This window comes from Pedobacter miscanthi (genome assembly GCF_032678605.1).
GTDB classification, from domain to species: domain Bacteria; phylum Bacteroidota; class Bacteroidia; order Sphingobacteriales; family Sphingobacteriaceae; genus Pedobacter; species Pedobacter miscanthi_A.
Map to the genome: position 1 here is coordinate 140,884 of NZ_JAVTSU010000015.1, position 14,226 is coordinate 155,109.

Annotated in this window: 12 protein-coding genes; 11 read left to right on the forward strand and 1 reads right to left on the reverse strand. The window is 37.2% G+C overall.

Going from position 1 to position 14,226, the window contains the following annotated elements; translation table 11 throughout:
- The first annotated feature begins 71 nt into the window (after nt 1-71).
- The 11 genes from R2R28_RS21485 (at nt 72) to hscB (ending at nt 12,678) form a co-directional block, all read left to right on the forward strand.
- Nucleotides 72-2,111 (forward strand): BatA domain-containing protein, encoded by a 2,040-nt coding sequence (locus tag R2R28_RS21485; protein ID WP_316827711.1) that lies wholly within the window; start codon nt 72-74, stop codon nt 2,109-2,111.
- Nucleotides 2,108-3,364, forward strand: a complete 1,257-nt coding sequence (locus tag R2R28_RS21490) for a dihydroorotase (protein ID WP_316827712.1) — start codon at nt 2,108-2,110, stop codon at nt 3,362-3,364. The genes R2R28_RS21485 and R2R28_RS21490 overlap by 4 nt, the downstream gene beginning before the upstream one ends.
- Before the next feature lie 134 nt (nt 3,365-3,498).
- A complete protein-coding gene (locus R2R28_RS21495; RefSeq protein WP_316827713.1) occupies nt 3,499-4,167 on the forward strand; it encodes a hypothetical protein in 669 nt (222 codons plus the stop codon).
- A gap of 10 nt (nt 4,168-4,177) precedes the next feature.
- A complete protein-coding gene (locus tag R2R28_RS21500; RefSeq protein WP_316827714.1) occupies nt 4,178-4,711 on the forward strand; it encodes a DUF4199 domain-containing protein in 534 nt (177 codons plus the stop codon).
- Nucleotides 4,712-4,880: 169 nt separating this feature from the next.
- Nucleotides 4,881-5,828, forward strand: a complete 948-nt coding sequence (locus R2R28_RS21505; RefSeq protein ID WP_316827715.1) for a glycosyltransferase family 2 protein — start codon at nt 4,881-4,883, stop codon at nt 5,826-5,828.
- Nucleotides 5,829-5,906: 78 nt separating this feature from the next.
- The gene (locus R2R28_RS21510; RefSeq protein WP_316827716.1) at nt 5,907-6,875 is read left to right on the forward strand and encodes a glycosyltransferase; all 969 of its coding nucleotides are present in this window, start codon (nt 5,907-5,909) and stop codon (nt 6,873-6,875) included.
- Nucleotides 6,872-7,660, forward strand: a complete 789-nt coding sequence (locus R2R28_RS21515; protein ID WP_316827717.1) for a hypothetical protein — start codon at nt 6,872-6,874, stop codon at nt 7,658-7,660. Before R2R28_RS21510 ends, R2R28_RS21515 begins: the two co-directional genes overlap by 4 nt.
- A 42-nt stretch (nt 7,661-7,702) precedes the next feature.
- Nucleotides 7,703-9,250, forward strand: coding sequence for a GH3 auxin-responsive promoter family protein (locus R2R28_RS21520; RefSeq protein WP_316827718.1), 1,548 nt, complete (start codon nt 7,703-7,705; stop codon nt 9,248-9,250).
- A 221-nt stretch (nt 9,251-9,471) separates the two neighbouring features.
- Complete coding sequence (locus tag R2R28_RS21525; RefSeq protein WP_316827719.1) at nt 9,472-10,647, forward strand: 1-deoxy-D-xylulose-5-phosphate reductoisomerase; 1,176 nt, start codon at nt 9,472-9,474, stop codon at nt 10,645-10,647.
- 29 nt (nt 10,648-10,676) lie between these two features.
- Nucleotides 10,677-12,065: an RIP metalloprotease RseP gene (rseP, locus tag R2R28_RS21530; RefSeq protein WP_316827720.1), complete on the forward strand. Its 1,389-nt coding sequence runs from the start codon at nt 10,677-10,679 to the stop codon at nt 12,063-12,065.
- An 82-nt stretch (nt 12,066-12,147) separates the two neighbouring features.
- Nucleotides 12,148-12,678 (forward strand): Fe-S protein assembly co-chaperone HscB, encoded by a 531-nt coding sequence (gene hscB, locus R2R28_RS21535; RefSeq protein WP_316827721.1) that lies wholly within the window; start codon nt 12,148-12,150, stop codon nt 12,676-12,678.
- A gap of 230 nt (nt 12,679-12,908) precedes the next feature.
- Here hscB and R2R28_RS21540 read toward each other — a convergent pair whose 3' ends face one another.
- Nucleotides 12,909-14,081, reverse strand: coding sequence for a serine hydrolase domain-containing protein (locus R2R28_RS21540; RefSeq protein ID WP_316827722.1), 1,173 nt, complete (start codon nt 14,079-14,081; stop codon nt 12,909-12,911).
- Nucleotides 14,082-14,226: the final 145 nt, after the last annotated feature.

Genomic DNA, 14,226 nt, shown 5'->3' on the forward strand with positions numbered 1-14,226 from the left:
TAAGTAACATTGATAATAATTAATCAGGAATATTACCCCTAATTCCATAATTTTTCTATCTTTGATTTTTAATGAATTTCCTTTATCCGGGCTTTCTTTTCGCACTAATATCGGTCGCCATCCCGGTTATCATCCATTTATTCAATTTCAGGAAATTTAAAAAGATTTATTTTTCTAATGTTCAGCTTTTAAAAGAAGTAGAACAACAAAATTCATCTAAAGAAAAGCTTAAAAACCTGTTGATTTTATTGTCGCGGATTTTGGCAATCATCTTTTTGGTACTGGCATTTGCCCAGCCCTACATTCCCGATCACAACCAAAAAACTACTGCGGTAAACAATGTGGTAAGCGTTTATATCGATAATTCTTATAGTATGGAAGCCATTAACAAAGATGGCAACTTGCTCGATGAAGCCAAACGCAGGGCAAAAGAACTGGTTAAAGGTTTCGGCATTAACGATCGTTTTCAACTCCTAACAAACGATTTTGAAGGAAAACACCAACGATTGTTAAACGAAGAAGCGTTTTTGAAGGCCCTGGATGATGTGAAAATCTCTGCGGCCAACCGCAACCTTCAACAGATATTAAACAGACAAGGGAATATTTTAACCGGAGCAGAAAACAAATACAGTTTTTTGATTTCTGATTTTCAAAAAAACATTTCCACCACTAATAAACTCGAAACCAAACCCGATATTCAATATTCCTTTTTAAAACTGAATGCCAACACTTTACCCAATGTAGCGGTTGATAGCGTTTGGGTACTCTCGCCAAACCATCAACCGGGAGCAAACGAACGTTTAGTGGTGCAGTTAAAGAACTATTCTGAAGAAGAAGCTAAAAATATCCCTTTAAAATTAAGCATCAATAACCAGCAAAAAGGTTTGGGTGCGGTAACCATTCCTGCAGGAAAAACGGTTAAAGACACTTTAAATTTCTCCGGATTAACTGCCGGATGGCAAAAAGGCATCATCACCATTAAAGATTTTCCGGTAACCTTTGATGATACGCTTTCTTTTAGCTTTAAAGTAGATGAAAATTTTCCGGTTTTAAGCATCAATGGTTCTAACTCCGGTAATTACATTAAAGCTTTATTTGCAGCCGATTCTTATTATAAACTTACCGGGAACGCCGAAAGCAATGTAAATTATAGCAGTTTTGCCAATTTCGGCTTAATTGTATTAAATGGTTTGAAAAATCCTTCAACTGGCTTGGCCCAACAGCTTAAAACCTATCTTAATGCCGGTGGAACAGTCGTGCTTTTTCCTGATCTGGATGCAGATATTCAAGCTTATAATGCCTTTTTAGGTGCTTTGTCGCTACCAGTTATTCAGTCTTTAAATACAGCGCCAACCAAAGTTGACCAGATCGATCTTCAAAACCCTATTTTTAAAACAGTGTTTGAAGAAATTCCTAAAAATTTAGATCTTCCCGCAGTTACGCGTTATTATTCATTTACAGAAACAAATAATTCAAACAAAGAGGCAATCATGACCTTGCCAGGCAGAAAATCATTTTTCTCAAAATATGGCGTGGGTAGTGGTCAGGTGTATTTATCGGCTTCTGGTTTAAATGCAAATGATGGTAATTTGGCCCGTCACCCGGTTTTTGTGCCCTTAATTTACCGTCTTGCACTGAGTGGTGGAAACGAAGCTCCATTGTATTACAACCTTGGTAATGATAATGCGTTGGCCAGTAAAAAGATTACCTTAGGTAAAAACCAGACTTTAAAAATTACCGCCGATCATTTTGAGGCCATTCCAGAAATCCGTCAGGCAGATGGCAAAACCTTGATTTACATCGCCGATCAGGTTAAAAATGCAGGTTTTTACAACTTAAAACTTGCAGATTCACTGCTTGCTGTTTATAGTTTCAATAGTGGTAGAACAGAATCTGACATGCATTATTTAAATAAAGCAGAACTGGAACAGTTAGCAGGTAAAAGCAATCTGAAAATATTCGATACCGATAAAGATGCCGTTAAATTAATTGCCGGCGCGAATAAAATCGGACAGACTTTATGGAAACTTTGTCTAATTTTGTCGCTGATTTTTATTGCAGCAGAAATTTTGCTCATCCGATTTTTTAACAATACAAAAAGAACAATATGAATCTCCTGGTTAAAAATGTAACCATTGCCGATCCGCAGAGTAAATTTAACAACCAACAATGCGATGTTAGGGTTGAGAATGGTACAATTAAAAACATAGGTAAATTAACTGCCGAAAAAAACGAAACCATTTTCGATGCCCAGGGTGCTTTTTTAACGCCTGGTTTTTTCGATTTAAACTGCGTAGCCGGCGATCCGGGCTTCGAAACCAAGGAAGATATTCAAACACTTACTGAAACTGCAAAAGCAGGAGGATTTACAGGTTTGGCGCTTTTGCCACAAACCAGTCCGGTGGTGCAGTCAAAATCGCAGGTAGAATACATTATTAACAGGGCTAAAAATAATTTAGTTGATGTTTTACCGGTTGGTGCCATCAGCCAGAATCGCGAAGCAAAAGAACTTGCCGAACTTTTTGATATGCAACAGGCGGGTGCAGTGGCTTTCTCAGATGGAGACAGGGCCCTGCAGGACGATGGCTTTATGAGCCGCGCCTTACAATATGCAAAAGGTTTTGATGCTTTGTTAATGGTTTATCCCGAAAATAAATCAATTGCAGGCAAATCGCAGATTAACGAGAGCAAAAACTCTGTTCTTTTGGGTATGAAAGGTTTACCCGCATTAGCCGAAGAAATGCACATTGCACGCGATATTTTTCTCGCTTCTTACAACGAAACTAAAATCCACATCAGCAATATTTCTACTGCTGGAGCTGTAGCTTTAATCCGCAAGGCGAAAAAAGATGGCGTGCAGATCTCTTGCGATGTAACCGCACATCACCTTGTGTTTACTGAAGAGCTTTTAAATGATTTTGATAGCAATTATAAAGTTAAACCCCCATTGCGCGGCAAAGCTGATGTAAAAGCCTTAATCGCAGGTTTAAAAGATGGAACCATTGATGCCATTACCTCACAGCATCGTCCGGAAGAAATCGAATTTAAAAATGTAGAATTCGAAATTGCCCATTACGGAATTATTGCTTTGCAAACCGTATTGCCATTAGTGTTAAAGGCCGGATTAGACACTGCTTTAATTTCTGAGAAACTGGCCATTAATCCACGTAAATTATTAAATTTAACTGTTCCGGTAATAGAAGAAGGCTACAAAGCCAATTTTACTGTATTTAACACCACCGAAAAGTGGTTGTATAATGCGGCAAGCAATCATTCTAAATCAGCAAACAGTCCGTTGTTGAATACCGAACTTACTGGGAAAGTTAATTTGGTTTATAATAATAATCAATACTTTTTAAGGTAGAAGGTTTCCGGACTTGAGGCATAAAGAAGTAGAATTCTAAAATAATATTTATAAAATAAAAATAGGTTTTAAAGCGCTGAAAGACCATAAGCAAAATGATCTTACAATTCTTAAATCCTAAAAATCTTAATCCTATGGATAACAGAGTAAAAAAAGCGCTAAGTGCCACCATTAACCAATATGCTGAAGTTTCGGCTATTAATGTAGAAGGTTTTGAAACTGAATTACTGGCTGCTTTTGAGCTGGATGTTAACTTTTTAGATAAAGCCGAAGCTTTTGATGCCGTTTTTGATAGCCATCCTAAATTTGAAGAATTACGTGAAATATTTTTCGATTTATTGATGGTAAATTTCTTTAGCAGTGATGTACAGAAATTAGAAGAAGACTATTTGGAAAGCGACGAATGGGCCAATATTGAAGAAGAAACCATCGATAGGGGAACAGAGCTGTTAAACCTGCTGCTTTACATTAAAGAATGTAAAGACGAAGATTTGGATCCTGAATTGGGTGATTTCCTGAAAGAATTTTTATTGGTAGAAGATGATGAGTTCCAGGATGAATTTGAAATTTACGAAGAACTGATCAGCAACCAGCAACTGGCAGAAAGCAGTGTAGAAGAGATTTGCAAAACCGCGGCAAAATTAAATATCAGCGAAGAAATGCAGGAATTATTTGTGCCGTTTATGGCCTTTTTCCTTGATGTGGAGGGAAGCGCAGAAACTACCAAAGAAATAATTCAGTTTAGCAGTAACAAATCGTTCGATTCTGCTACTTATATATTAATTACAACAATTAATAATTAGATTATTTATCATGGAACAACTAATACTTCAGGAAGAAAAAAAACCTAACGCATTGGCTTTTAAAGTTGCAATAAGTTTTGCAGTTTATTCAATCGTATTAATTTATCTGTTAAAGTTACTTGGCATTGATTCAACAAATCCGGATTTACCTATTGCAGAAAAAATTATTGCAATGGTTCTATCTTACGGTGTGTTTTTTATGTCGATAATTTACACACAGATCACGCATAAGAAAGAGCTTGGTGGGTATATTACTTACGGAAGGGCATTTTCAACCGGTTTCAAGGTAGCTGCCTATGCAGGTTTGTTTGTTGGTTTGCTTTTTATTCTATATTACAAAGTTTTGGATCCAAACGCTTTAGATAAAATAGCTGATGCAGCGATAGAGAAGGCAAATGGTAACGAACAACAGGTAAAAGGTATTGAAATGATGCGTGGATATATGTGGATTTTTACTGCTTTTGGAGCTGCTATTGCCTATACCTTACTTGGCCTGATCATAAGTTTAATCAGCGCAGCTATTCTTAAAAAAGAAAGGGTTTAATTTTTTATAAAATTTTGAACGTGCAGGTTTTATCATTTAATTTGATGAAATTTGCACGTTTTTAATAATGCGTCATTGCGAACGAAGCATGGGAATGCATAGGGGTGTGGTAATCTTTCAAGATAGATTGCTTCGTCGTTCCTCCTCGCAATGATGATAATACTCAAAAATGGATATATCAGTTGTAGTACCCTTATTTAATGAAGATGAATCCCTGCCGGAGTTAACGGCCTGGATTGATAAAGTGATGATCGCCAATCATTTCAGTTATGAAATTATTTTGGTTGATGATGGCAGTACCGACAGATCGTGGGAGGTAATAGAAGATTTAAGACTTCAGAACCCTGCCATTAAAGGCATTAAATTTAGGAGGAACTATGGTAAATCTGCAGCTTTAAACGTAGGTTTCGAAGCTACACAGGGCGATGTGGTGATTACCATGGATGCTGATCTGCAGGATAGTCCGGATGAAATTCCAGAATTATACCGCCGTATCAAAGAAGAAAAACTCGACTTGATTTCGGGCTGGAAAAAGAAACGTTATGATCCGATCACCAAAACAATCCCTACTAAACTCTTCAATGCGGCTACCCGTAAAATGAGCGGTATCGAACTGAACGATTTTAACTGCGGCCTAAAAGCTTACCGTAGCGATGTAATTAAAACCATAGAAGTATATGGCGAAATGCATCGTTATATCCCGGTAATTGCCAAATGGGCCGGTTTTAGTAAAATAGCAGAGCAGGTGGTAGAGCACCGCGCACGTAAATATGGAACAACAAAATTTGGTTTCAGCAGGTTTATTAATGGCTTTTTAGATTTGCTGTCGATATTCTTTGTCGGTAAATTCGGAAAACGCCCGATGCACTTTTTTGGTTCATTAGGTGTATTAAGTTTCTTTATCGGTATCATCATGGCTTTGTACATTTTGTTCGAAAAGAAATACCTGATATGGCAGGGTTTGGCTTATCGCGATGTAACCGATCAACCCTTGTTTTATTTATCGCTGGTTGCCATCGTTGTTGGTTCACAAATGTTCTTGGCAGGTTTCATTGCAGAACTGTTATCGCGTAATGCACCAGAAAGAAACCAGTATTTAATCGAGAAGAGGGTATAAGGCAAAAGGTTTAAGGCGTAAGGTTTTATACGCCATAAACCTTCAACCTTTTACCTTCTGCCTTTTACCTTTAAAAGCATGTTTTTCTCCATCATCATTCCACTTTATAATCGTCCACAAGAGATTGACGAACTATTAAACACTTTAACCAAACAGACTTATTTACAGTTTGAGGTTTTGGTGATCGAAGATGGTTCGAAAAACGATGCAAAAGCCATTGTAGACGGTTATGCAGACAAACTCGATATCAAATATTATTTCAAGGAGAATGCCGGACAAGGTTTTGCACGTAATTTTGGTTTCGAAAGGGCTAAAGGCGATTACTTTGTTATTTTCGATTCTGACTGTTTAATTCCTGCAAATTACCTTGAAACGGTTAAAAATTATTTGTACGAGCATCATTTGGATGCTTATGGCGGTCCGGATGCTGCACACGATAGTTTTACGCCTGTACAAAAAGCAATCAGCTATGCCATGACTTCGCCTTTCACTACTGGTGGTATCCGTGGAAACAAACAGCATGTCGGGCAGTTTCACCCACGCAGTTTTAACATGGGCGTTTCCCGCCAGGCCTGGGAGAAAGTAGGTGGTTTTATCTTAACCAGATTGGGCGAAGATATAGAATATAGCATCCGTATTCACGAAAATGGTTTCAAAATCGGCCTGATCCCGGATGCAAAGGTTTACCATAAACGTAGGACAAGTTTTAGTCAGTTTTACAAACAATTACACTTTTTTGGCAGGGCCAGGATCAATATTTACAAACACTTTCCAAAGGAATTAAAACTTGTACATTTTTTTCCAGCACTGTTTACATTAGGTTTTGGTTTCACCATTTTGTGTAACTTTATATATCCTCCATTGGCATATGTTTGTAACTTCTTCTTATTGATTTACTTTATGTTGATATTTTTTCATTCATGGTCTGTAAATAAATCTTTAAAAGTTGCATTTTTGAGCATTATATCTTCGTTTATCCAATTAACCGCTTATGGTTTAGGATTTATACAGGATTTATTTAAACGTGTGGTATTCAAACAACAATGATAAATTATCTAAAAGAAAGTACGTTCGCCGTTAATGATGTAATGCAAAAAGCCTGGAGCATTACCAAGAAACACTATTTTTCGATTGCTACGCTATGCTTTCTGATGTTTATCACGGCAAGTGCATCAAGTTTAATGGCCTTTTTTATTAAAGATGTAAGTAAAGCCCTGAGTGTTATCATGGTAATTATTTTCGTACTGCTTTATTTTACCATCAACCTTTCGCTCTTTAAATATATTTTTCATTTAATGGATGATGAAGAAAGTGATGTTAAAATTGTAGATACCCTGCCAACCAGACAACAGATTATCCGGTTTTTAGTGGCCACGCTTTATTTTGTTGGTTGTATTCTGGGTGTTTATCTGGTGGTGATTTTGGTTGCCTTTCCTTTTATTTACACAGGAATCAACGTATCCATTGTTAAAAACGTAGCCATATCAGTAGGTATTATTGCTATTTTTATTACCTGGTTAAGGATTTCTTTCTTCCCGTTTTTTATCATCGATAAAGGCGCAACTCCGTTCGATTCTATCAAATTAAGTTTGGCTACTACCAAAGGAAATTTTACTAAAATTTTATTGCTTTTGGTTGTTTTAGGAGGGGGATACTTAATTTATCTGTTGCTAAACTACCTGCAATGGCCATTAGTTGCTTTCATTGTTAATATTTTAAGCTCATTTATTATTGTTCCACTTTCAAGCGTGGCCTTAACAGTTGCTTACCGTAAAATTTCGAGCGAATATAAAGGCGACGAACATCCGGATATTTTACATAATATAGTTTAACCTCCCGCCCCTGAAGGGGAGTTAAAAATCAGATTAAAATTTATGGAAAAAGAAAAGAACGGTAGAAAGGAAAAGTCCCCTTCAGGGGGTTGGGGGCTTAAAGCAGCGTTAAGTAAACCCTTTGCGGCATTTGCAGTTTGGCAGATTAACAAATGGAAAAATAATGCCGTAAATGCTCAGCATAACATCCTGAAAAAGCTTATTGATCAAGCCAGACATACCGCGTTCGGGAAAGACCATCATTTTGACGACATCAAAACCTATGCTGATTTTAAAAAACATGTTCCCGTTCAGGATTACGAAGGATTAAAACCTTATGTAGATCGAGTAGTAGCAGGTGAAGCCGATGTACTTTGGAAAGGTAAACCACTTTATTTTGCCAAAACATCAGGCACCACTTCAGGCGTAAAATATATTCCGCTATCGAAAGAATCGATGCCTGAGCATATAAAAGCTGCCCGTAATGCTATTTTAACGTATATTAACGAAACAGGCAAAGCTGATTTTGTAAACGGAAAAATGATTTTTCTGCAGGGGAGTCCGGTTTTAAGTGTAAAACATGGAATTAACGTGGGGCGTTTATCGGGTATTGTGGCGCATCATGTTCCGGCGTACCTTCAAAAGAACCGCTTGCCTTCTTATGAAACCAATATTATCGAAGATTGGGAGCAGAAAGTTGATGCTATTGTTGGGGAAACCATTAATGAAAACATGACATTGATTTCGGGTATCCCACCCTGGGTACAGATGTATTTTGATAAACTTTCCGAAAAATCGGGGGGAAAGAAAATTGCAGAAATATTCAGGAATTTTGGCCTGTTTATTTATGGTGGTGTAAATTTCGAACCTTACCGGGCAAAAATTGAACAAAGTATTGGCAAAAAAATCGATGCAATAGAAACCTATCCGGCTTCGGAAGGTTTTATTGCTTACCAGGACTCGCAAAAAGATAAAGGACTTTTACTCCTGGCTGATGCAGGAATTTTTTACGAATTTATTCCAGCTGATGAATATTATAATGATAATCCAACGCGGTTATCGCTTGGTGAAGTAGAATTGGATACCAATTATGCCCTGATTTTAAATACCAATGCGGGTTTATGGGGTTATAGTATTGGCGATACCATCAAATTTGTATCTAAAAATCCTTATAAAATCGTGGTAACCGGGCGGATTAAACATTTTATTTCGGCCTTTGGCGAACATGTAATCGGAGAAGAAGTAGAACAGGCCATTTTAACCGTGGCCAACAAAGAAAAGGTCGAAATTACAGAATTTACAGTGGCGCCCCAGGTTAATCCGGAAGCTGGACAACTGCCTTACCACGAGTGGTTTATAGAGTTTTCAGCTGCACCAAAAGATTTAGCCGTTTTTAGTAAAAAGGTGGATGAAGCCTTGCAAAAGAAAAATATTTATTACTTTGACCTGATTGAGGGCAACATCCTGCAACCGTTAATAATACGTACTTTGCAAAAAGATGCCTTCGTAAATTATATGAAAAGTGAAGGGAAATTGGGCGGACAGAATAAAGTGCCACGATTAAGTAACGACAGGAAACTGGCGGATGGGTTGGAGCGGTATATTGTTTAATTGAAGGATCGTCATTTCGAGCGGAGTGCAACGCAGTCGAGAAATCTATAGCCTCGGTTCGTGTCTTTACGAAACGAAATGCGAATAAAGGTTCGTGGAGACACGAACCATGGCGAGTATTTAGTTTTTCTTTGGTTAGGGATTCTTCACTGCGTTCAGAATGACAAAACGAGTGAAAAATAAAATGAACAAATAAAATGCTTAATTAAATTTGAGCATTCATGATATTAAAAGATTTGAAGAAAATAACCATATTAGGTTCTACCGGGAGTGTAGGTACGCAAGCGCTTGAAGTTGTTAGGGATCATCCTACGGTTTTTAAAGTAGCGGTATTATCTGCACTGAAGAATTCAGAACTCTTGATTCAACAAGCACGGGAATTTAAACCAGCTGTTGTGGTGATCTGTGATGAAAGCAAATACAGCGAAGTTAAAAATGCTTTAGCAGGCCTTAATATAAAAGTTTTGGCAGGCGAAGCCGCTTTATCAGAAGTTGCTTCTTATAGCGAAAGCGATGTAGTGCTTACCGCATTAATGGGATCAGTAGGGTTAAAACCTACCATTGCCGCTATAAAAGCAGGTAAAAACATTGCTTTGGCAAATAAAGAAACCCTGGTGGTTGCAGGCGAACTGATTACCCAATTGGCAGCAGAACATCAGGTAAAGATTTTACCTGTAGATTCGGAGCATTCGGCCATATTCCAGTGTTTGGTAGGTGAGGAGCAAAATGAAATCGAAAAGATTTATTTAACGGCTTCTGGCGGGCCATTTTTGGGCAAAACAAAAGATTTCCTTATAACGGTAAAAAAAGAACAGGCCTTAAAACACCCTAATTGGGTAATGGGTGCGAAAATTACCATCGATTCTGCTTCTTTAATGAACAAAGGTTTGGAGGTGATTGAAGCCAAATGGTTGTTTAATCTTGATGTGGATCAGATTGATGTAATTGTGCACCCCCAATCTATTGTACATTCGCTGGTACAATTTACCGATGGTTCTATGAAAGCGCAAATGGGTGTTCCGGATATGAAATTACCCATTCAGTACGCATTAAATTATCCCGACAGGCTAAAAAACAATTTTAAACGTTTTAACTTCTTGGAATATCCAACTTTTAGCTTTCAAAAGGCAGACATGGAAACATTCAGGAATTTAGGCCTGGCATTTACTTCATTAAGAAAAGGAGGGAATATGCCCTGTATTTTAAATGCCGCGAATGAAGTTGTTGTAGAGGCATTTTTGAAAGATAAAATCGGTTTTTTACAAATGAGCGAAGTAATTGAGCAATGTATGGAAGAGATCAGTTTTATTGAAAAACCACAATTGAACGATTATTTAGAAACTGACAAACATAGCCGTATCTTAGCCGGCGAATTAGTAACAAAAAGTATAGTTTAACATCTAACATAAAAATTTTATAAGAGAATATGAATGGATTGATTATGGCGGGGCAGCTGCTGCTCGGATTGTCTTTATTGGTAATATTACACGAATTAGGGCATTTCTTGGCAGCAAGGGCATTTGGTATTAAAGTAGAAAAGTTTTATTTATTTTTTGATGCCTGGGGTTTCAAACTTTTTAGTTTCAAAAAAGGCGATGTTGAATATGGAATAGGATGGCTGCCATTGGGTGGTTATGTTAAAATTGCGGGGATGATTGATGAGAGTATGGATACTGAACAGATGGCATTACCTGCGCAACCATGGGAATTTCGTTCTAAACCCGCCTGGCAGCGTTTAATTGTCATGCTTGGGGGAATTATCGTAAATGTAATTGTCGGTATTTTTATCTTTTGGATGTTAACTTTTAACATCGGCCAGAATTATACCGTTAACAGTAAATTAAACGATGGTATTTCGGTTGGAACAATCGGTAAAGAAATCGGTCTGCAGAATGGCGACAAAATTTTAGCCATCAATGGCAATAAGCTGATCCGTTTTGAAGATGCCATATCAAGTAAAGTTTTATTTGATGGCGCACAGTTAACCATATTAAGAGACAATAAAACCCTTTATATCTCAGTTCCTGATACCATTTTGAATAAAATTTCAAAAAACGACAAAGAGAATTTTATCTCTCCGCGTTACAAGATGCAAAGCGTAAATAAAGTAAGTGCACCTGATGAAAAGGCCGATAAACCTTCGTTTTTTGACAAATTGTTTGGCCGTAAATTTGAGCAACCGGTGTATCCGGCCTATGCTGCGGGTATAAAACCGGGTGATAGCATTTTAGCTGTTAATGGTAAAGCCATTACCTTTTTCGATCAGTTTAAAGAAGAGGTTTCTAAAAATAAATTAAAACCAGTTACCATCAATGCTTTACGCAAGGGAAAAGAAATTACTTTCGATCTTAAAGTAAGTAAAGAAGGTACAATTGGCATTATCCCTAACCTGAGTACACCTGAAACTGCACATGTGGATTTTGGCTTTATCGAATCGTTTCCGGTTGGTGCAAGCATGGCCTGGAGCACTTTTGTAGATAATGCAAAAGGTATTGGTAAAATGATTACCGGTAAGCTAAGTGCACGTAACATCAGCAGTCCGATTGGTATTGCAAAAGTGTATGGAAGTACCTTTGATTGGGTTAAATTCTGGACTTTAACCGGATTGATCTCAATGGCTTTGGCTTTCATGAATTTATTGCCTATTCCGGGCTTAGATGGAGGCCACGTCGTGTTTCTTTTGATCGAGATGGTACAACGGAAGCCTGTGAGCGAAAAAGTGCTGGAAAAGGCCCAAATTGTGGGTTTTGTAATCCTGATTTGTTTAATGGTGTTTGCTTTTGGTAATGATATTTTAAAATCCTTCGGTAAGTAAAACCAAATTTATATAATTGCCGCAGATGTGCAGGTTTGAGTATTCAAGCTAAACATCTGCGGCTTTTTAATTTAATATCCTCATGAGCGAAGCAACCCAACAGCCCAATTATTTCGAATTTTACAAACTACCTATACAATTTAAACCTGATCAGCAGGCGGTAAAAGCAAAGTTTTATGCTCTGAGCAAACAGTTTCACCCTGATTTTTATGCCAATGAGCGTGAAGAGAAGCAGCAAGAGATGCTCGATCTGTCAACTTTGAACAATAAGGCATACCAAACACTAACCAATGCTAAAAAGCGCTTAAAATACGTGCTGGAATTAAAAGGGGTAATAGAAACAGATGAAGGGTATCAGTTATCACAGTTGTTTTTGATGGAAATGATGGACATTAACGAAGCACTGATGGATCTGGAATTCGAACCCGATACCGAAAAATTAGCACAGGTAAAACGAGATATTGAAAGCATAGAAAAAGATTTGGCCGATGAATTAAACGATCTGACTAACCAGTTTGATCAAAACCCAATCACATCTGATGCACTATTACCGTCAATAAAAGATAATTTTTATCGCCAGAAATACATCGACAGGATAAGGGAACGCTTATAGCTTAGATTTCTGATTAAGATTTGCGGATTAAATTTAATCCTTTGTTTTTGTACATCGCAAATGATCAAAAACTCCTTATCAAAAAATAAATTTCTGATTTGAATAATGGAATGAGTTTATGATAATCACTCATAAAAAATACGTTTCAGGAAGCCATATAAAGAATATAACCCTAATGTTTTCAGGCACAGTTGATTACCAAATAATGAGGGGTTAATCAGAATAAGTCATCATTCCATTAGGGCAACTTTAATCTTGTCGCTTAAAATGGATATATTCTCTTGACTAAGGTTATCATTAACAAGTATCATGATCCCCACTTTGTCTTTGGGATATGCAACACAAAGTGTGCTAAATCCAATACCTGTTCGGCCACTATGGTAAAGAAAGCGTTTTCCATCATTATTTCCAATCATCCAACTTAAGCCTACACCCGTACTGTCTATTTGGTGATAAGTTTCCTTGTGTGATAATTTTATAGCAGGGTCGGTTTCTTCAACATTAGCTATTACATATTTAAGCATATCTGCCATGGTTGAATTCATACTTGGCCCTCCAGGATAAAAAAGGTTAGTATTAATCTCATCCGTTTTTTTATTTGTGAGATCATACCATTGTACAGGACGTGATGCATCTTTATATCCCTGAATAAAACGGTTTAACTGGTTGACAGGAATTTTCGTTCTTGTATCGTAAAGACCAAGGTGATTTTTAAGGTAATTTGTCACTAACAGCTCATATGGTTGATGATATATGCGTTCAAGTAAAAGAATAAGAATTGTCATGGCGTTGCCGTTATATTCGTACTTGGTGCCGGGCAAGGTGTCAAGCTTGAATTTATGCATATCCTTCATTAAAGTATCTTGATTATACTTCGCAAAGAAATCAAGCTGTTGAGGAAGACTTATATTCTTTACACTATCCATAATTTTTGCCGGAAAATTTCTGGATGACTTCGGTAAACCAGATGTATGATTGGCTATATTAATCAACCTTACGGGGCGACCTCGGTATTGCAAATTAGGATACTTTCCTGGAAGATATTTACGGATGTCGTCTTGCAAGTTTGCTCTTTTATCTATTACAGCTTGTGCAAGCATAATTCCAATAAATGTCTTGGCCACAGAACCTAAATTAAATAATTGATTTGCTTTAATTAATTGACCTGTCCCTTTTTTTGATTCACCATAGTTGTAGATTGAACTGCGTCCATCTTGATAAATAGCGATTGAAAGACCAACCGTGCCTGGATTATCCATATAATCTGCTGCAGCTACTTGGATAGCCCTGTCTAATTTGTTTCTGAGGGGATTGTCTGTAAGCAATTTTTCTGTTTGTGACCAGCACGGGATAGAAATTAAACAAAGCATTATAGCTCTAAATATAAAAAAGCATTTTTTCATAGTAAATATTTATACTATAATGCATAACATAGTACCTTGTTACACATTGTTGTGAATCAATGTTATAATGGAAAGAAATTTAATTGAATCCAATGGTTCGATCTTAATACGTCTGGCGCTCCCATGCCTAAGATCGAATCAAAAT

Excerpts from the sequence above, each read along its gene's own strand:
- R2R28_RS21485 (WP_316827711.1), top strand. The coding sequence starts at position 72 with ATGAATTTCCTTTATCCGGGCTTTCTTTTCGCACTAATATCGGTCGCC.
- R2R28_RS21490 (WP_316827712.1), top strand. The coding sequence starts at position 2,108 with ATGAATCTCCTGGTTAAAAATGTAACCATTGCCGATCCGCAGAGTAAA.
- R2R28_RS21495 (WP_316827713.1), top strand. The coding sequence starts at position 3,499 with ATGGATAACAGAGTAAAAAAAGCGCTAAGTGCCACCATTAACCAATAT.
- R2R28_RS21500 (WP_316827714.1), top strand. The coding sequence starts at position 4,178 with ATGGAACAACTAATACTTCAGGAAGAAAAAAAACCTAACGCATTGGCT.
- R2R28_RS21505 (WP_316827715.1), top strand. The coding sequence starts at position 4,881 with ATGGATATATCAGTTGTAGTACCCTTATTTAATGAAGATGAATCCCTG.
- R2R28_RS21510 (WP_316827716.1), top strand. The coding sequence starts at position 5,907 with ATGTTTTTCTCCATCATCATTCCACTTTATAATCGTCCACAAGAGATT.
- R2R28_RS21515 (WP_316827717.1), top strand. The coding sequence starts at position 6,872 with ATGATAAATTATCTAAAAGAAAGTACGTTCGCCGTTAATGATGTAATG.
- R2R28_RS21520 (WP_316827718.1), top strand. The coding sequence starts at position 7,703 with ATGGAAAAAGAAAAGAACGGTAGAAAGGAAAAGTCCCCTTCAGGGGGT.
- R2R28_RS21525 (WP_316827719.1), top strand. The coding sequence starts at position 9,472 with ATGATATTAAAAGATTTGAAGAAAATAACCATATTAGGTTCTACCGGG.
- rseP (WP_316827720.1), top strand. The coding sequence starts at position 10,677 with ATGAATGGATTGATTATGGCGGGGCAGCTGCTGCTCGGATTGTCTTTA.
- hscB (WP_316827721.1), top strand. The coding sequence starts at position 12,148 with ATGAGCGAAGCAACCCAACAGCCCAATTATTTCGAATTTTACAAACTA.
- R2R28_RS21540 (WP_316827722.1), bottom strand. The coding sequence starts at position 14,081 with ATGAAAAAATGCTTTTTTATATTTAGAGCTATAATGCTTTGTTTAATT.